The sequence below is a fragment of the Paraburkholderia phymatum STM815 genome, from assembly GCF_000020045.1.
In the GTDB taxonomy this organism is placed as follows: domain Bacteria; phylum Pseudomonadota; class Gammaproteobacteria; order Burkholderiales; family Burkholderiaceae; genus Paraburkholderia; species Paraburkholderia phymatum.
Map to the genome: position 1 here is coordinate 144,037 of NC_010622.1, position 19,630 is coordinate 163,666.

Sequence of the window (19,630 nt, forward strand, 5' to 3'; positions counted from 1 at the left end):
AAAGCCATCGCAAGGCCGGTAAGGGCCGCGTGGGCGACAGCGATACGGCGGGACAATTGAGGTTGCGTCGATGAAACCGGATAACACGATGGCGGGCGCTCCCTCTGAGGCGGACGCGGCGTCTGCCGGCAGTACAGCCCCGAGCTTTCTTGCTGGCGGCGGTGAAATGGGGAGCCTCATACGCGCCTACGACTGGCGCGCGACGCCGCTTGGCGCACCCGCCCAATGGCCGCAAAGCCTGAAGACGGCGATCCGCATCATGCTCACGTCGCGCCAGCCGATCTGGATCGGCTGGGGACGGGAGCTTCTCTTTTTCTACAACGATCCGTACAAGTCGATCATCGGCGGGAAGCATCCCGCCGCGCTCGGGCAGCCGACGTCTGCCGTCTGGAGCGAAATCTGGAGCGACATCCACCCGCTGCTGGAAACGGCGCTGGAGGGAATCGAAGGGACGTTCGTCGAGCAGAAGCTTCTCATCATGGAGCGCAACGGCTATCCGGAAGAAACGTATTACACCTTTTCCTATAGCCCGATTCCCGACGATCATGGCGGCACAGGCGGCATCATCTGCGCGAACAGCGACGACACCGCGCGCATGGTCGGCGAACGCCAGTTGCGGTTGCTGAGCGAAATAGGCAGCGCCACGCGCGACGCGCTGTCGTGGCGCGACGTCTGCGAAGCCAGCGTGCGCGCGCTCGAAAGCGATCCCTACGACATCACGTTCGCGCTGTTCTATCAGACCGAGCCCGGCCCGGCCGTCGCGTCGCTGGTAGCCACATGCGGCATCGAGCCGGGCCATCTCGCCGCGCCGCCGAAGATGGATGCGCTCGATTGTCCGTGGCCGTTCATCGATGCGCTGCGCAGCCAGCAGCTCGTCGTCGTGCCGGATCTCGCCGAACGCTTCGGCGTATCGCTGCCTTCGGGCGCATGGCGGCGGCCGGCCACGCAGGCGGCGGTATTGCCCGTTCAGCCGTCGGGGGAAACGGGGCGCGGCGGCGTGCTCGTGGTGGGACTCAATCCGTACCGGCTTGTCGACGATCGGTATCGTTCATTTCTCACGCTGGTCGCGCGGCAGGTGGGCGCGACGCTCGGCTATGCGGACGCCTATGAAGAAGAGCGGCGGCGCGCGGAAGCGCTCGCGGAAATCGATCGCGCGAAGACGACGTTCTTTTCGAACATCAGTCACGAGTTCCGCACGCCGCTCACACTGATGCTCGGTCCGCTCGAAGAATTGCTCGCGCGGCCCGACGCGGCGAGTGCGAGCGACCGTCAACTGATCGAGGTCACGCATCGCAACGGCTTGCGGCTTCTGAAGCTCGTGAACGCGCTACTCGACTTCTCGCGTATCGAAGCGGGGCGCATCGAAATCCATCCGCAGCCGACCGATCTCGCCGCCTTCACCGCCGATCTGGCGTCGTTGTTCCGTTCGGCCATCGAATCGGCGGGGATGACGCTCGAGGTCGATTGTGAACGGTTGCCCCATCTCGTGTCGATCGATCGCGAGATGTGGGAGAAAGTCGTGCTGAACCTGCTGTCGAATGCGTTCAAGTTCACGCTGACGGGTACGATTTCTGTGAGCCTGACAATGACGGCAGACGGCAGCGTCGAAATGAGCGTCGCCGATTCGGGCATCGGTATTCCGAAGCATGAGCTGCCGCGCCTGTTCGAACGCTTTCATCGCGTCGAGGGTGCGACGGGGCGCTCGGTCGAAGGCAGCGGCATCGGGCTCGCGCTCGTGAGCGAACTCGTGCGCTCGCAGAACGGCGCAATTCACGTCGAAAGCGAACTGGGCGCCGGCGCGCGCTTTACGGTCGTGCTGCCGCCTGCCATCGCGCTCGATCCCGCTGCGAGCGAAGCCGCACGCGCGACGATGAGCGCGAACGCGCAAAGCTATGCCGATGCGGCGCGGCGCTGGCTACCCGATGCCGATACCGCCGATACCGCCGATACCGCCGATACCGCCGCGTTGCACGGCGTGCAGCAGGGCGCAGCCACGGGCAAACTGCTCGTCGTCGACGACAACGCCGATCTGCGCGACTACATGCGGCGCATTCTCACGGCAGCGGGGCATCAGGTGTACGTCGCCGCCGACGGCATGGAAGCCCTCGCCGCTGCACGCGCGTTGCAGCCCGAACTGGTCGTTTCCGATGTGATGATGCCGAAGCTCGACGGCTTCGGCCTGTTGCGGGCACTGCGCGCCGACGACGGTCTACGCGAAATGCCTGTGCTGCTGCTCTCGGCGCGCGCAGGCGAAGAGGCGAAGGTGGACGGCCTGGAATCGGGCGCGGACGACTATCTGATCAAGCCGTTTGCGGCGCGAGAACTGCTCGCGCGCGTCGCGGGCAATCTGCAGCTTGCGCGCTTGCGGCGCGAAACGGGCAACCGTCTGCGTGAGGAGTCGCGCACGCTCGAAATTTTGAATCGCGTGGGCACGGTGGTCGCGGCGGAACTCGACCTGAACCGCGCTGTGCAGGTCGTCGTCGATGCCGCGACGGAGCTCACGGGCGCCGCGTTCGGCTCGTTCTTCTACAACGTGCCGGACGATAAGGGCGGCAGCTACATGCTGTACACGCTGTCGGGCGTGCCGGCAGACGCGTTCGCGAAGTCTCCGATGCCGCGCAACACGGCGGTGTTCGCGCCGACGTTCGAGGGCCACGGCATCGTGCGTTCCGACGACATCACGAAAGATTCCCGCTATGGCCGCAATCCCCCGCATCGCGGCATGCCAGACGGACATCTGCAGGTGCGCAGCTATCTCGCCGCGCCCGTCGTATCGCGTACGGGTGAGGTGCTTGGCGGACTGTTCTTCGGGCATCCGACGCCGGGCGTATTCACCACTCGCTCCGAGCGGTACGTGGAAGGCATTGCCGCGCAGGCCGCGACGGCCATCGACAACGCGCGTCTCTATCAGGCCGCGCAACGTGAAATCGCCGAGCGCACGAAAGCGCAAGAGGCGCTGCGCGAACTGAACGAAACGCTCGAAGGGCGCGTGATCGAAGCCGTTGCGGATCGCGACCGTCTGTGGGATGTAAGCGAGGATCTGCTGCTGGTCGCGAGCGTCGACGGCGAACTGCAACGTGTGAGCCCTTCGTGGACTCGCGTGCTCGGTCATGACATGCACTGGCTCGCGCTGCACTCCTACTTCTCGCTGATCCACGCCGACGATCTTGCGCTCGTCAAGGCGAATCTCGCCGAACTGCGCCGCACGGGCGCGCCGATGCGTTTTGAAAACCGTCTCAGGCATATCGACGGCTCATGGCGATGGATCGCATGGACGCTTTCGCTCGATCCCGATACCAGGCGCATTCACGGCGTCGGCCGCGACGTGACGAGCGACCGCGAAACGCAGGAAGCGCTGCGCCATGCCGAAGAAGCGCTGCGCGTCGCGCAGAAGATGGAAGCGATCGGCAACCTGACGGGCGGCGTCGCGCATGACTTCAACAATCTGCTGCAAGTGATCGGCGGCAATCTGCAACTGCTCTCCGACGATGTCGCGGGCGACGAGCGTCCGGCGCAGCGTGTGCGCAACGCGCTCGCGGGCGTTGCGCGCGGCGCGAAGCTCGCGTCGCAACTGCTCGCGTTTGGCCGCAGACAGCCGCTCGCGCCGAAGGTGGTGAACCTCGGACGCTTCGTGCGCGGACTCGACGACATGATGCGGCGCGCGCTCGGCGATGGCATCGAGATCGAGACCATCGTGTCGGGCGGCTTGTGGAATACGCTCGTCGATCCGTTCCAGGTAGAGAACGCGCTGCTCAATCTCGCGATCAATGCCCGCGATGCGATGGACGGCCACGGCAAGCTGACCATCGAAGCCGGCAACGCGTCGCTCGACGATGCCTACGCGAAACGCCACGTCGACGTCGAACCGGGCCAGTATGTGATGGTCGCCGTCACCGACACGGGCTCGGGCATGTCCGCCGACGTGCAAGAACACGTGTTCGAGCCGTTCTTCACGACGAAGCCGGAAGGCCAGGGCACAGGCCTCGGCCTGAGCATGGTGTATGGCTTCGTCAAGCAGTCGGGCGGTCATGTGAAGATCTATAGCGAGCCGGGACACGGCACGACGATCCGTCTCTATCTGCCGCGCGTTCGCGAAGAAGAGGACCTCGAGACGATCGTCGATGCCGGTCCGGCCAAAGGTGGCGCTGAGACGATCCTCGTCGTCGAGGACGATGAAGACGTGCGTACGACGGTCGTGGAAATGCTTTCGGCACTTGGCTATCGCGTGCTGAAAGCGAAGGATGCGCAGAGCGCGCTCGCGATCGTCGAAAGCGGCGTGCCGATCGATCTGCTGTTCACGGACGTCGTGATGCCGGGTTCTCTGCGCAGCACCGAACTGGCGCGCAAGGCGCGCGAGCGACAGCCGGGCATCGCGGTGCTGTTCACGTCGGGCTACACCGACAACGCCATCGTGCATGCGGGACGGCTCGACGAAGGCGTCGAACTGCTGAGCAAGCCTTACTCGAGGGAAGCGCTTGCGCGCAAGATCGAGCATGCGCTGCACGTGCAATACGCGCGGCCCGACGGCGGCGTGACGCTGCAGGCGGAAGATTCGCAGACGGTGCGGCTCGTCGATCGAAACAACAACGCGACGTTCGATGCGATCCGCAATCTGCGCATTCTGTTCGTTGAAGACGACGAGCTGGTTCGTGTGAGCACGGCGGAGTTGCTGCGCACCTTCGGCGTCGAGGTCGCGGAAGCATCGGGCGCAGTGCAGGCGCTGGATTTGCTGCATGAAAAAAGCTTCGACGTGCTGCTCACGGATATCGGACTGGCGGGCGCGTCGGGAATCGATCTCGCGATCGATGCCACCGGCCGCGAATCGCGCCTTCGCGTGATTTTCGTCACGGGCTCCGATGCGGCGCTGTCGCCCGAACAGCAGCTTCGATTGCCGGGCGCCTCGCAGTTGCGCAAACCGTACGACCCGCTCGATCTCGTCAATGCGCTGCGCGGATGCGTCGAATAAGGTGACGCCACATTTCCTATTTCATCCGGGTAGAATTGCCGTTTTAATTTATATCCGGGTAAAATTAGCGCATCGACTTTAGACGATGCGAGGCATCACATGACTGAATCCATCACCTGCACCGCGTTCGAAGGCGCTCGATGCATCGCGTCAGGCGAGCTGAAGGACGTCGCGCTGGCCGTCAAAGCCGCCACCGGGCGCGACGGCGGCGCGTCCGTTCTGATCTTCGACGATCGGACCGGCCAACTCGTCGAACTGGACTTGCGAGGCTCCGCGAGCGAGGTGCTGGCGAGGCTTGCAGCGCAGGAAACCGGTGACACCCAGCCGCCCGAGCCCGCAAGCGACGCAGCTTCCGCAACGCGCGGTCGCGGCCGTCCGAAGCTAGGCGTAGTCGCGCGCGAGGTCACTTTGTTGCCGAGGCACTGGGAATGGCTGAACGCGCAATCGGGTGGGGCGTCGGTGGCGCTGCGCAAGCTGGTCGACGCCGCGCGTGTCGCAAGCGAAGGCAAGGACCGTGTGCGACGGGCGCAGGAAGCGGCGTATCGCTTCATGACGACGATGGCGGGCGACCTGGCGGGCTACGAAGAAGCGACACGCGCGCTGTATGCGAACGACGCGGCGCGCTTCGATTCGATGACAGCGGCCTGGCCCGTGGACGTGCGCGAGCATGCCCGCAAACTGGCCAGGCGCTCGCTCGATGCGGACCCCGTGGCGATCGTCTGACCGTTACCACAGAATCAACAGGCGAAAAAAATCCGCTCACGCCGGGGAGCATGAGCGGAAAGTCGGAGAGTTACAACATCGCTTGCGCTACTCAATCGGGGTCACGCAGCCCTTGCAGTGTAGGGACCAGGGCCGAGCTTCCGATATCAGATAACTCCCAAAGCGTGGCGGCAAAGCCCGGCACCCATTCGACAGGCCGCCGGAACGCCTCGCGCAAACCCTCATGCCGGCTGGCTTATGCCCGGCATCCATTCATCAAGTCCGCATAACGGGCGCCGTAAAGCATTGCAGCTTGCCGGCCCATTGCCTGCCCATCCGGCTGATGAACTGTCGAGGATCGCATGATGAAGTGGTTTGACCGCATGTCCGTCTGGAAGAAACTGCTGATCGCGTTTGCCGCCGTGATCGGCTTCGGTGTCGCCGTTGGTGCGGCAGGATTGTCGGCGCTGGCGTCGATGCACGGCATGACGGAGGAGATTTCGAGCCGGCACATGGACGGCCTCTACTGGATGGAAGAGGCGAACCGCTACAAGATCGACACTGACCTCGATGCGGCGAATCTCGGCTACGCGCCGGACGAAGCGGCGCGTAAGAAGCTCAAGGACGACATCGTCGCGTCGCTGAAAAACATGCACGACGCGTACGGCCTCTATCGCGCGACGATCGCCGGCGCCGACGGCCAGGCGCTCTACGACGACGTGCTGCGCAAGACCGACGCGTGGGAGGCGATCGTGCATCAGCAGATCGGTTTGCAGCCGGTTCCCTCAGGCGTCGACGAACTGGTGCGGCGCGCGATCGCCGCGAGCGAGACGCTGCGCGACGCGATCGTCGTACTGATCGATTACCGGCGCAAGCAGGCGAACGCCGCGCAGCACGAAGCGGGCGCCGAATACGCGCGCATGCGGGTCGTGCTGTCGCTGCTGGTGCTGGCGTCGATGGCAGTCGGCGCGGCATTCGCGTGGCTGATCGCGCGGCGTCTGACCCGCCAGCTTGGCGGCGAGCCCGGCTACGCGATGCAGATCGCGAGGCGGATCGCGGCGGGCGATCTCACCGTGCGCGTCGACACGAAACCCGGCGACACCGCGAGTCTGATGCACGCGCTGGCCAACATGCGCGCGCAACTGGCGGCGATCGTCGGCAAGATCAACGAGTCGAGCGAATCGATCCTGCTTGCATCGGGTGAAATCGAACAGGGCAACACGGACCTGTCGCAGCGTACCGAGGAGCAGGCCGCGTCGCTGGAAGAAACGGCGTCGAGCATGGAGCAACTGACGGCGACCGTCCGCCAGAACGCCGACAACGCGCAGCAGGCAGGGGGTGTCGCACGCGGCGCGTCGGAAGTGGCGCTGCGCGGCAGCGGCCTCGTGCGCGAAGTGGTCGACACGATGCGCGAACTCGCGTCCGGCTCGAAGCGGATGACGGACATCATCGGCGTAATCGAGAGCATTGCGTTCCAGACCAACATTCTCGCGCTCAACGCGGCCGTCGAAGCCGCGCGCGCGGGCGAGCAGGGGCGCGGTTTCGCCGTCGTCGCGGCCGAGGTGCGTGCGCTCGCGCAGCGCAGCGCGGTATCGGCGAAGGAGATCAAGGAACTGATCGAAAGCTCGACCTCGCGCGTGGACAGCGGCGCGGTGCTCGCCGAGCGCGCGGGCCGCACGATGGCGGAAGTCACGCAGGCCGTGCGGCGGATGACGGACCTCATGGGTGAGATATCGGCGGCCTCGAGCGAGCAGAGCACGGGCATCGAACAGGTGAACCGGGCCGTCGCGCAGATGGACGAAGTCACCCAACAAAACGCCGCGCTCGTCGAGCAGGCGGCGGCTGCGGCGGGCGCGATGGCCGGTCAGGCGCGTCATCTGAAGACGGCCGTCGCGGTATTTTCGCTTTGATACAACAGCGAGACAACGCGAACCCGCGCAGCAGTTTGCGCGGCTTGTCAGCGCCAGGCGCTCTCCGTACACTCGCGCGTAGTTCAAGAGTCCCATCCTGGACGGCGCCGCCTTGCAACACACTGACGCGGCACTTCCATACAAGATCTACGCCAATAGAGGAGAACCCCCGCGATGGCGGATTCCTATTTCCCGCGCTGGCGCGTCCAGCCAAAAAGCGTCGAAGGGCGCGTCGTCAATATCGACGAGCGCCTGCCCTGGCCGCAAATGTTCGCAATGGGCGTCCAGCACGTCGTCGCGATGTTCGGCTCGACGGTGCTCGCGCCCCTGTTGATGGGCTTCGATCCCAATCTGTGCATCTTCATGTCGGGCATTGGCACGCTGCTGTTCTTCGTGCTGGTCGGCGGCCGCGTGCCGAGCTATCTCGGGTCGAGCTTCGCGTTCATCGGGCTCGTGATCGCGATCACCGGTTACACGGGGCACGGACCAAACATGAATATACCCGTCGCGCTCGGCGGGATCATCGCGTGCGGCGTCGCTTACGTCGTCATTGGGCTGATCGTGTCGGCGATCGGCACCGCATGGATCGAAACGCTGATGCCACCCGTCGTGACGGGCTCGATCGTCGCGGTGATCGGCCTGAATCTCGCGCCGATCGCCGTCAAGGGTGTGAGCGGCAGCGCGTTCGATTCGTACATGGCGCTGGTCACAGTGCTGTGCGTCGGCGCTGTCGCCGTGTTCGCGCACGGCATGCTGCAGCGCCTGCTGATACTCGTCGGCCTGCTGATCGCGTACGCGATCTACGCCGTCGTGACGAATGGCATGGGCATGGGCAAGCCGATCGATTTTTCGATCGTTGCGAACGCGCCGTGGTTCGGCATGCCGCATTTCATGGCGCCCGTCTTCAGCGGCCAGGCGATGGCGCTGCTGGCGCCCGTCGCGGTGATTCTCGTCGCGGAGAACCTCGGCCACATCAAGGCGGTGAGCGCGATGACGGGGCAGAACCTCGACGGCTACATCGGTCGCGCGTTCATCGGCGATGGACTGGCGACCGTCCTCTCCGGCTTCGCAGGCGGCACGGGCGTGACGACCTACGCGGAAAACATCGGCGTGATGGCCGTCACGAAGATTTACTCGACGCTGGTGTTCGTGATTGCTGCGCTGATCGCGCTGGTGCTCGGCTTCTCGCCGAAGTTCGGCGCCGTGATCCAGACCATTCCGGGCCCGGTGCTGGGCGGCGTGTCGATCGTCGTGTTCGGGCTGATCGCGGTGACGGGCGCGCGCATCTGGGTCGTCAACAAGGTCAACTTCTCGGACAACCGCAACCTGATCGTCGCGGCCGTGACGCTCGTGCTCGGCGCGGGCGACTTCTCGCTGAAGTTCGGCGGCTTCGCGCTCGGCGGCATCGGCACGGCGACGTTCGGCGCGATCATCCTGTACGCGCTGCTGCGTCGTAAAGGCCCGCAGGAGCCGGCCGTCTGATCAGCCGCATGCACGAAACGAAACGGGCGCCCATCGCGGCGCCCGTTTTTTTGCTTCTACTTCTTCCCGCTTTATTTCTTTCCCTTACCGCGTGTCTGCAGCGCGGTTTCCGACAGATCCACTTCACGCATCAGCTTGTTCAACGTGTCGTCGTTGATCAGTTGACTGCCGCGCAGTTCGAGCAGCGTCGAGCGTTCGGCGCGCATCGCTGCGAGCTTCATCTGAAACTCCAGCGCTTCGCTGCGACGTGCGTTCTGCGCAGGCTCGATATCGTCGTCGAGCGTGGCGAGACGGCGGCGATAGATGTCCATCACACGCGCCGTCACATCGGCGGCATGCGCGGACTGGGCTTCGTCGCATTCGGCCGTCGCGGTCTCGTGAAAGTCGTCGATGGCGCGAATCGCAGCCTGCGCCGCCTGGATGCGCGCCGTGCGCTCTTCGGCGGCATGCGGATCGGGCCGGCGGCGCGCGCCGTTCATCAGCAAAGGCAAGCCGACCACGGCGACGAACAGCGACAGCAGAATCACGCCCGACGCGATGAAAATGGCGACATCGCGCCCCGGCAGAGGCTGTCCGTTCGACAGCGCGACGGGCAGCGACAGCACGCCCGCGAGCGTCACTGCGCCGCGCACGCCCGCAATCGTCGTCATCGACACGGTGCGCAGGCCGGGCACCGCATTCGCGACGCCATGCTTCGCCGCGCCGCGGCTCGCAAACCAGCGCAACAGCCAGACCCACACGAAGCGCAGCGCATAGAGCGCGAGCGCCACGGCAGCGACGTAGAAGATGAGCCGCAACTCCGAGCCGCTGGCTTGCTCGTGCGCATCGAGCAGCGCGCGGCCGATGATATGCGGAAGCTGCAAGCCGAGCAAAATGAACACCATGCCGTTGAACACGAACTCGATCATCGTCCACGTGACGCTCGCTCGCACGCGCGCCTCTGCAGGGCTCGTGCGCGCGAACGTCGATAAGTTCATCGTCATGCCCGCCGCGACGGCGGCGAGAATGCCCGAGAACTCGAAGTGCTCGGCGAACAGATAGGCGGCGAACGGAATCAGCATCGTCATCACCACGCCGGGCGCAGGATCGCCTTCTTCCGTGAGGTTGAGAAAGCGCGTGGATGCGAAGCTGAAGAGCCATGCGACGGCGGCGCCCGTTGCGAGTCCGCCGAGCGCGATGATCACGAAGCTCACCGATGCATCGCGCAACGAGAACACGCCTGTCAACGCAGCCGCAATGGCGAACTTCAGCGCGACGAGGCCCGACGCGTCGTTCATCAGCGCTTCGCCTTCGAGGATATGCATCAGATGCTCAGGCAGCCGGTTGCGGCCTGCGATGCCCGACAGCGCGACGGCGTCCGTCGGCGACAGCACGGCGGCGAGCGCAAAGGCGACGGGCAGCGAGATCGACGGCACGATCGCGTGAATGAAGTAGCCGACGGCGACGACCGTCAAAAACACCAGGCCGAGCGCAAGCATCAGGATCGCGCGGCGCTGCATGTAGAACTCGCGTTTGGGGATTCGCCAGCCGTCCGCGAACAGCAGCGGCGGGATGAACAGCAACATGAACAGTTCGGGATCGAACGTCACATGCAGGCCGAGATGTGGCCATGCGAGCAGCGCACCGAACGCGATCTGCACAAGCGGCAGCGGCAGTTTGACGGGCACCAGCCGCACGATGACGCCCGAAGCGGCGACGGCGAGCAGCAGGATCAGAACGGTGAAAACGATATCCATCGGAAGCGGGGTGTGGGGAAACAGACAGCGGCGCACGACGGGAAGGCGGAACCTCGCGACAACACCTCGCGCGACATGAAAGCGCCGCGTCTGGAAAGACGATGCGGCGCGTCGGTCAGCCCGAAGTGTAGCCCGATCGGATGACATCGCGCTTCGAAGCCTGCAAGTCGTCTGAAAGCGATTGCACCGTTGCGGTGCGTATTGCGCCCTTGCACGAAGCATGTGCTGCGCGCGCGGTGCAATGGCAAAGGCACTGTTCGGCTGCAGGCGCATCGCCGTGCGCATGGAGCTTGCTTAAGGGGGCAACAACGCACATTCCGAGAACGGCCGCGGCTCTTTCGCATTCGCGACGCGCGCGCCGTGACTCCTGCGTCAGAGGATTGCATGACCATTGCGCAACAGGAAAAAACCACGGTGCCGCACGGCTTCGAGCTCAGCATGACCTCGGGCCTGCAGCGCTATTCGGTGCAACACGGCGAGCTGACGCTCACGAGCGTCTTCCAGCCGATATTCAGTCTGTCGCACATGCGTGCCGTGGGCTATGAAGGCTTGTTGCGCGCGCATGACCCGTTCGACCGTGCCGTGTCGCCCGTCGATGTGTTCGGCCACGCGGCGCGCGTCGGCGATGTGCTGCATGTCGACCGGCTCGCGCAGTCGCTGCATCTCGAGAACTTCAAGGTGCTCGGCGCGGAGCGCGAGTGGCTGTTTCTGAACGTCCATCCGGGCGTGCTGATCGACTCGTATCATTCGGCTGCACTGCTCGCAAATTTGCGTCGTTTGAACCTGTCGCCGCGCCGCATCGTGCTCGAAGTGCTCGAACAGAGCGCGGAAGATATCGAACGTCTTGCCGACGCCGTGCGCCAGTTCCGCGAGCGCGGCTTTCTGATCGCGCTCGATGACTTCGGCGCGGGGCATTCGAATATCGAACGCATCTGGCAGCTCAATCCCGACATCGTCAAGCTCGATCGCATCATGCTGTCGCACGCGGCGCATCGTGCGGATGTCGCGTCGATTCTGCCCGGGCTCGTCGCATTGCTGCACGAGGCGGGCAAGCTGGTGCTGATCGAAGGCGTCGAGACGGAGCACGAAGCGCACATGGCAATGGAGTGCAATGTCGATTTCGTGCAGGGTTTTTTCTTTGGGCGTCCGCATCCTGGTCTCGCGGACGCCGCGCACGCGGCCGCCTGCATCGGCGAGCTGACCGAGCGTTATCAGACGCAAACGGAACAGCGCGAGCGACGCAACGCGTCGCGGCTCGCGCCATACATTCGCGCATTCGAGCGCGCGGCGGAACGGCTTGCCGCGGGTGAACTGCTCGATGAAGTGTGCTGGAATTTTCTCGCGCTCGATCACGCGGCGCGCTGCTATCTGCTCGACGACAAGGGCCGTCAGGCGGGACGCAACGTGGTGTTGCGCGCGGACCGCGCGTCGCACGAAACGCGCTTCCTGCCGCTATCCGATGCGCAGGGCGCGAACTGGCTGCGCCGGCCGTATTTCCGCGCGGCAATCGAGGCACCTGAACGCGTGCATGTGACGCGGCCTTATCTGTCGATTAACGAAGCGGTGCCCTGCGTCACGTTGTCGGTGGCGACGCAGATCGGCAGTCGCATGTGCGTGCTGTGCGGCGATATCGACTGGTTCGAGGAGCCGCACTTCTGACATCATGTCTGTCTTGTTCTTCTTGACGACGTGACTTCCTTGACATGCGAAACGAACGGGTATTGCTCGAAGTCATCGCGACGACGGTTGCCGATGCGAAGGCTGCCGCGCGTGGCGGCGCGGATCGGCTTGAACTGATCACCGCGATGGGCGAGGGCGGGTTGACGCCGAGCATCGGCATGATCGAGGCCGTCGCGGCGGCCGTGCCGATTCCCGTGAACGTGATCGTGCGGCCGCATAGCCACTCTTTTGTCTACGATGCCGATGACTTTGCTGTGATTCTGCGGGACGTGCGTGCGGCCAGGGCGGCGGGTGCCAATGCGGTGGTGTTTGGGATGTTGACTGCGTCGCGCGAAGTTGATCGTGAGGCGTTGTTACGCGTTGTCGATGCTGCTGACGGGATGCCTGTCACGTTTCATCGTGCGTTCGATGAAACGCGCGATTTGCGCGAGGCTTTGGATATTCTTCTCGAGGTCGACGGGGTTGCGAATGTCTTGACCTCCGGTGGGAGGTCTTCTGTGCTCGATGCCGTTGGTGAGGTTCAATTGCTTGTTGCGCAAGCGGCGGGATCTGCCTGTACGGTGCTGGCGGGCGCCGGGCTGACGGTTGATCGTGTCGCCGGGTTTGTCCACGCTGCGCACGTGAAGGCGGTTCATTTCGGATCGGGTGTGCGCAGCGATGGTGTTGTTGCTGAGGAGAAGGTCAGGTTGGTGCGCGGGCTTCTGGATGCATGAGCCCGTATTCGACCACGGCGATCAGGATGTCCTGGCAACCGCGCGTCCTGAGTTCGTTGAACACCTTGAGTCAGAACTTCGCCGTCGGTCTGGATGCCCAGCGCCAGATAGACCGCCTTGTTGCTGACCACGCCATCCTCGCGGATCTTTACCCGCAAGGCGTCGAAGAATACGACCGGGTACATTGGCTCGAGCGGGCGGTTCTGCCAGGCCAGCGTGTCGGCCATCACCTCGTCGGTAACCGAACTGATGAAATCAGGTGAAGCCTCAGTGCCGTAAGCCTCGGCCAGAAAGGCCCGGATCTCGCGCACACTCATGCCTCGGGCGTACATTGCAATGCGAAGAAACACCGGCCAGCATCGCGGACAACATGTCACTTGGCTACGACAACAGGAATCCCCCGCAACGTCCCCAAGCCCTTGGCCTCCTGAAGCGCATCGACCACGGCAGGGCCCGAAGCCGCCTCGATATGCAACCGCGCCGCAATCTCCCGCTCGCTGCGCTTAACCGCAGCGAGATTCGCGAGCTTCACATGCCCATATCCCCGCACCCGCGCGTGCAACTCAGCGAGCCTGACGACATCGTCCGCAGTGACATGGCTGAGAACAGCAAACGCACGCTGCATCGTCGTCTCATAGTCGGCGGACAATTCACGCTCCATGCGCCGCTCGACAGTGTGGCCAAACGGATCGAGAGCCGTGCCGCGCAAACCGCGCCACTTGGCCATCAAACCGAGCACTGGCCACATCCATTGACCAAAGGTCTTCTTCTGCGGCTTCGCGCCGTGCTTCGCGCGTGAAATCGTCGGCGGCGCCAGATTGAACTTCACGCCGAAGTCTTTGCCCGCTACACCTTCGAATTGCGCTTCGAGCGCGGCACGAAACGCGGGATCGCTATGCAGGCGCGCGACTTCGTATTCGTCCTTCACCGCGAGCAATCGATAGAACGTCGTCGCTACCGCGCGGCTCAAACGCTCTCCGCTAGCCGGTTCGAGCTCGCGCTCGGCCTGACGCGCAGCATCGACCAGCGCACGATACCGCTTCACATAAGCAGCACCGCCATAAGTGTGAAGACGCGCTTCGCGATCCGCTAACAACGCATCGAGCGATTCCAGCGAGACTGCGGGATGAACCGCATGACGTTGCGTCCACAGCACCTCGAGCCCGGCTGGGTCGGCTGCAGCCATGCGTCCAATCGAAAAGGCCAGCTGGTTCATCTGCACCGCGACGTTGTTCAGTTCGATCGCGCGCATCATCGCCCCAAACGATATGGGCACGAGACCCAGTTGCCACGCGAAGCCCAACATCACGATGTTCGCGCCGATCGTGTCGCCGAGGAAGCGCGTCGCGAGCGACTGCGCGTCGCACGACGACATGAACTCGTCGCCCGCTGCGTGACGCATCTTGTCGAGCAACGCGTCGGCATGCAGATTCGCGTCCGGGTTCTGCACGAACGACGCATTCGGAATGGCATGCGTGTTCACGACGATCCGCGTGCGGCCACGACGCACCGTCTGCAAGGCATCGGCACTCGCACCGACCACCATGTCGCACGCGAGCAGCACGTCGGCTTGCTGCGTGTCGATCCGCACCTGATTGAGCCACTCGTCGCGCGCAGCGAAACGCACGAACGACAGCACCGATCCGCCCTTCTGCGCGAAGCCCATGAAATCGAGCACCGACGCACTCTTGCCTTCCAGATGCGCTCCCATGCTGATCAGCGCGCCGACGGTCACAACGCCCGTGCCGCCCACGCCAGTGACAAGAATGTCGTACGGCGCGGCGTCGAGTTGAGTCGTCGGCAGAGGCAACGCGTCGACGCATGTGGCGAGCGCCGCTGCATCGAATGCAACGCCCGCCGCTTTCTTGAGCTTGCCTCCTTCGATCGTCACGAAGCTCGGGCAGAAGCCGTTCACGCACGAATAATCCTTGTTGCACGACGACTGGTCGATGCGGCGCTTGCGGCCCAACGGTGTCTCAACGGGCTCGACGGACAGACAATTCGACTGCACGCCGCAATCGCCGCATCCTTCGCACACTTCCTCGTTGATGAAGAGGCGTTTGTCCGGGTCGGGAAACTCGCCCTTCTTGCGGCGGCGGCGCTTTTCGGCGGCGCAGGTCTGGTCGTAGATCAGCACCGTCACGCCGTCGATATCGCGCAGTTCGCGCTGCACCTTGTCGAGCTCGCTGCGGTGATGGAACGTCGTGCCCTTCGGAAACAGGCCATGATGTCCGTCGTATTTCTCGGGCTCGTCGCTGACTACGACGAAATGCGACACGCCTTCCGCTTCGACCTGCCGCGCGATCTGCGGCACGGAGATGCTGCCGTCCACCGGCTGTCCGCCCGTCATCGCGACGGCGTCGTTATAGAGAATCTTGTAGGTGATCGTCGCCTTGGCCGCGACGGCCTGGCGGATCGCGAGAATGCCCGAGTGGAAGTAGGTGCCGTCGCCGAGATTCTGGAACACGTGGCGCGTTTTCGTGAACATCGAATGCGCGGCCCAGTCGACCCCTTCGCCGCCCATCTGGATCAGGCCCGTGGTATCGCGTTCCATCCACGACGCCATGAAGTGACAGCCGATGCCCGCCTGCGCGATGGAGCCCTCCGGCACCTTTGTCGACGTATTGTGCGGGCAGCCCGAGCAGAAGTAGGGCGTGCGCTTTACGGCGTCTGCGGCGTTCGAGAGGATTTGCGGTGCGACGAGATCAACCACGCGCTCGCGCCGATCGAGCGCTGGTTTGTGTTTCGCGAGCCAGTTCGCGAAGACGGGCAGGATGCGCGACGGCCGCAGTTCACCGAGCGACGACAGCAACATCGAACCGTCTTCCGCATGTTTGCCGAAGATCGCGGGCCGCGCGCCTTGCGTGCGGTTGTACAGATAGTCCTTGATCTGCTGCTCGATGACGGGGCCTTTCTCCTCGATCACCAGCACGTCGGAGAGCCCGGAAACGAACGCATCGATACGCGTCATCTCGAGCGGGAAGGACAGGCCCACCTTGTAGATTCGCACGCCCGCCTGCTCCAGATCGGCCACGGTGAGATCGAGCCGGCGCAGCGCTTCCATCAGATCGAGATGTGCCTTGCCGCATGTGATGATGCCGACGTTCGCATGCGGACTTGGCGCGATCCATTTGTCGATGCTGTTGGCGCGAGCGAAATGGCGTACGGCGTCGAGCTTCGCGTGCAGACGTTGTTCGATCGTGAGGCTCGGCAGATCCGGCCAGCGGTTGTGCAGGCCGCCGGCGGGCGCTTCGAAGCCTTCGGGTGCGGGCCATTGCGTTTGCAGCGCGTCGAGATCGACGGTCGAACCGGACTCGACTGTTTCCGAAATCGCCTTGAAGCCGACCCACGCACCCGAGTAACGCGACAGCGCCCAGCCGTAGACGCCGAATTCGAGCATGTCCGCGACGTTCGACGGATTCACGACGGGCATGTGCCACGCGATCATCGCGAAGTCGCTTTGATGCGGCATCGACGACGACACGCAACCGTGATCGTCGCCTGCGACGACCAGCACGCCGCCATGCTGCGACGAGCCGTATGCGTTGCCGTGCTTGAGCGCGTCGCCCGCGCGGTCGACCCCGGGGCCTTTGCCGTACCACATCGCGTAGACGCCATCGACGGTGCGTTCAGGGTCCGCTTCGACGCGCTGCGTGCCGAGCACGGCGGTGCCGCCGAGTTCTTCGTTGATCGCGGGGAGGAAGCGGACGTCGTTTGCGTCGAGCAGTTTTTTCGCTTTCCACAATTGCTGGTCGACCATGCCGAGGGGTGAACCGCGATAACCGCTGATGAAACCGGCCGTATTGAGGCCGCGCGCCTTGTCGAGTTGGCGTTGCATCAAGGTGAGGCGCACGAGCGCCTGCGTGCCCGTGAGGAAGATGCGGCCGCGCGTGGCAGTGAGGTTGTCGGAGAGGCGGTAATCGGCGAGCGCGGGGATGCCGTCGATGGGTGGACGCGCGGTCATTGTGGAGTCTCCTGGTTCTTTGCTTTCGGGCTTGCGCATGCTGCCGGCCCGCGTTTGCTGCGAGAGACCTCATTCTTTCGCGTCAATTAGAGTAGAACTTCACTAAATTGGCCTGCAGTTCCATTCGGCGCGCAAGTTTTCCCGCGGATATTCTCGTGTTTGAGGATTTTTCGCTGGCTTGCCATTGTGTTGCGCCGGCATCGCGGCGGATGGGGGCGTGGCGAGCCCGTGGGTGCCGGTCCAGAACTGGTGCTGTGAGCGGCCTTGTTTGCGAACATGCTATGCCGCGGTGCGAAGAAAGTAAGTGCCGTCCCGTACAGGGGCAACGTCAGCGGGCCAGAAGCGAAACGCGGATGCCAGCGAAAAAACCAAAGGCATCGCCGTGCGATCCAGGCTACCCTAATCGCACAGTCATCCCGGCGCCGAAAGGCAACTCAAAACGATGAAACTGTACTATTGGCCCAAGACCCGAGCATTCCGCGCCCTCTGGATGCTCGAAGAAGCATCCGCCCGCTACGAGCTGGCCCATGTGAACATCCGGGCAGGCGAGCAGGACACCACTCAGTTCCACCACATCAACCCGATGTGCAAGCTTCCCGCGCTCGACGACGACGGCGTCCAGGTCGCCGAATCCGGCGCGGTGCTGCTCTATCTCGCCGATCGTTTCCCCGAAGCCAATCTGGGCGCACCAGTCGGCGATCCGTTGCGGGGACGTTTCCTTCAGTGGCTGTTCTTCACGCCGGGCTGTCTCGAACCGGCGATGGCCGAGAAGCTCACAGGTGCATCGGGCAATTCGTTCAGCTTCGGCTGGGGCAATCTCGAACGCGTGAAAGCCGCCATCGATATGGCGCTCTACGAAGGCGAATGGCTCCTCGGCGAACGCTTCTCCGCTGCCGATCTGCTGCTCGCGGGCACACTCCAGATCGCGTTCGTCGCGAAGCTGCTGGAGCCGACGGGGCGCATAGGCGAATATGTCGACCGGGCGATCTCGCGTGACGCGCACACGCGCGCGATGGCCATCGAGCAACGCGAAATCGAAGTATTGAAGCTGAAGCACTAGCCGCCACGCCGGGCGACGGCGCAGCACTCAACCCGTCGGCGCCTGCTGTAGTTCGTGCGGCTGGAGCGGCTCGACATCGTCGAAATGCGTGTAGTCGATGTGGCTCACGCCATTCTCTTCGCGGATCAGATCGACGAAGCGGTGCTGCCAGCGAATGTCGTCGCTCGGCCACGAAAAGCGCGCCTGCATTGTCTGCGAGGTGTTTTCGTCGGAGCCCTCTATCGTGAGCAGCAGCGACGCGTCCCGCGTGTAGAGACTCTCCGGCGTTTCGCCGAACAGCGGGCTTGCTTCGTCGATTACGTGCATCAGGTTCCAGCCGAGATAGAACATCGGTTGCTGATCGCGTACCAGCTTGAGGTCGTATATCTTGCGCAGCACGTAGCCTTCCGTCGAGCGCTCGACGCGCATCAAACGCAGCCGCGCTCGCGCCTCGACGATCACGTTTTGCCGCGCGTTCGCGGTGCGCACCATCAGCGTGGTCTGTCCGTCGATCGGGCGCACAATCGCAAAGCGCGAGAACATGATCTTGGCGCGCGGCCTGGAAAAGCGCGCGAAGATGAGACCGGTGGCGAGCGCAATTCCCGACATGCCGACGAAGATCTCGAGCGTCGCGACGAGGTGCCCGTATAGCGTCTGCGGGTGCATGTCGCCATAACCGACCGTCGCAAGCGTTTCGACGCTGAAGAAGAACGCGCCCGCAAAGCCCTTGGGATTCTGATTGGCGATCGTTGCACCGCCAAGTTCATATAGCGAGGCGAACGCCGAGTTCAGCACGAGGAACAGAAACGCCAGCGAAGTGAAGAACACGGGCCAGCTGATGGTCAGCGCGCGGTGATACAGGTCCTGCCACACACGCAGCGGCAGGCCGTGCGCGACGACGGTATGCGAACGGGCGCGAATCTTCCGGTCGAGCAGACGGCCGGCGCGCGCGCGGTGATCGCCGCTGGATTCGGGGGGAGTCGCGTTCATTCTTCTTCTGTTCCGCTGACAAGTGTGTCGCGCAGCGTCGCGGCGCGACCGTAGCCGACGCCGCCCGCTGCGGCGTGTAGTGTAGCGCGGCCGTGTTTGTTTACGGCCCGCGAGGTGTTATGTCCGGCGACGCCGCCGTCGTCCGGTCAGGGAAACGCGCGCGGCTTCGGCACCCCTGCGCCGTGCTCGATATCGGCGACAGCCTGCTGATGCGCCGTCTCGACGGCTTCGGCTTCTGTCGCAAAACCGATGTCGCCGCCCACGGTCGTCCAGCGCTGCACGGGATGATCGCGATGCCGGATCTCGTACTCCGCATCCCAGCGCGCGCCTTGCAGTTCGAGTGGACGCACGTGGATCGCGTACACGCCATAAAGAAAGAGCGGTTCTGCCATGATCGCCTCCGCCTGTTCAGCAAGACAAGGTCGTAGGCGCGGCGCGCGGCGGACGC

The 19,630-nt window shown here is 64.0% G+C and carries 11 protein-coding genes and 1 pseudogene; 7 read left to right on the top strand and 5 right to left on the bottom strand.

Going from position 1 to position 19,630, the window contains the following annotated elements:
* Positions 1-70: 70 nt before the first annotated feature.
* The 4 genes from BPHY_RS00670 to BPHY_RS00685 all read left to right on the top strand — a co-directional run bounded on the left by BPHY_RS00670 (position 71) and on the right by BPHY_RS00685 (position 9,060).
* The gene (locus tag BPHY_RS00670) at positions 71-4,966 is read left to right on the top strand and encodes a response regulator (RefSeq protein ID WP_012399558.1); all 4,896 of its coding nucleotides are present in this window, start codon (positions 71-73) and stop codon (positions 4,964-4,966) included.
* 99 nt (positions 4,967-5,065) lie between these two features.
* A complete protein-coding gene (locus BPHY_RS00675) occupies positions 5,066-5,689 on the top strand; it encodes a DUF2239 family protein (RefSeq protein WP_012399559.1) in 624 nt (207 codons plus the stop codon).
* Positions 5,690-6,033: 344 nt separating this feature from the next.
* Positions 6,034-7,578, top strand: coding sequence for a methyl-accepting chemotaxis protein (locus BPHY_RS00680; protein ID WP_041763658.1), 1,545 nt, complete (start codon positions 6,034-6,036; stop codon positions 7,576-7,578).
* 174 nt (positions 7,579-7,752) lie between these two features.
* Complete coding sequence (locus BPHY_RS00685; protein ID WP_012399561.1) at positions 7,753-9,060, top strand: solute carrier family 23 protein; 1,308 nt, start codon at positions 7,753-7,755, stop codon at positions 9,058-9,060.
* A 71-nt stretch (positions 9,061-9,131) separates the two neighbouring features.
* Here the strand turns inward: BPHY_RS00685 and BPHY_RS00690 are convergent, their stop codons facing one another.
* A complete protein-coding gene (locus tag BPHY_RS00690) occupies positions 9,132-10,796 on the bottom strand; it encodes a Na+/H+ antiporter (protein ID WP_012399562.1) in 1,665 nt (554 codons plus the stop codon).
* A gap of 384 nt (positions 10,797-11,180) precedes the next feature.
* On the opposite strand from BPHY_RS00690, the gene BPHY_RS00695 reads away from it, so the two are divergent.
* A complete protein-coding gene (locus BPHY_RS00695) occupies positions 11,181-12,455 on the top strand; it encodes a sensor domain-containing phosphodiesterase (protein WP_012399563.1) in 1,275 nt (424 codons plus the stop codon).
* 44 nt (positions 12,456-12,499) lie between these two features.
* Complete coding sequence (locus tag BPHY_RS00700) at positions 12,500-13,189, top strand: copper homeostasis protein CutC (RefSeq protein ID WP_012399564.1); 690 nt, start codon at positions 12,500-12,502, stop codon at positions 13,187-13,189.
* On the opposite strand, the pseudogene BPHY_RS39200 reads toward BPHY_RS00700, so the two are convergent.
* Both BPHY_RS39200 and BPHY_RS00710 read right to left on the bottom strand, forming a co-directional pair.
* Positions 13,173-13,527, bottom strand: a pseudogene (locus BPHY_RS39200) (transposase); the annotation flags it as partial. The gene BPHY_RS00700 and the pseudogene BPHY_RS39200 overlap by 17 nt on opposite strands.
* Positions 13,528-13,562: 35 nt before the next feature.
* Positions 13,563-17,153, bottom strand: coding sequence for an indolepyruvate ferredoxin oxidoreductase family protein (locus tag BPHY_RS00710; RefSeq protein ID WP_012399565.1), 3,591 nt, complete (start codon positions 17,151-17,153; stop codon positions 13,563-13,565).
* Between the two features lie 442 nt (positions 17,154-17,595).
* Here BPHY_RS00710 and BPHY_RS00715 point away from each other — a divergent pair, with 442 nt between their 5' ends.
* Entirely contained in the window at positions 17,596-18,213 is a 618-nt protein-coding gene (locus BPHY_RS00715; protein WP_012399566.1) for a glutathione S-transferase family protein, read from the top strand.
* 27 nt (positions 18,214-18,240) lie between these two features.
* Here BPHY_RS00715 and BPHY_RS00720 read toward each other — a convergent pair whose 3' ends face one another.
* Positions 18,241-19,182 carry an ion channel gene (locus BPHY_RS00720; protein ID WP_012399567.1) on the bottom strand — a complete coding sequence of 314 codons (942 nt, stop codon included), beginning with the start codon at positions 19,180-19,182 and terminating at the stop codon, positions 18,241-18,243.
* A 146-nt stretch (positions 19,183-19,328) separates the two neighbouring features.
* The gene (locus tag BPHY_RS00725; RefSeq protein WP_012399568.1) at positions 19,329-19,574 is read right to left on the bottom strand and encodes a hypothetical protein; all 246 of its coding nucleotides are present in this window, start codon (positions 19,572-19,574) and stop codon (positions 19,329-19,331) included.
* Positions 19,575-19,630: the final 56 nt, after the last annotated feature.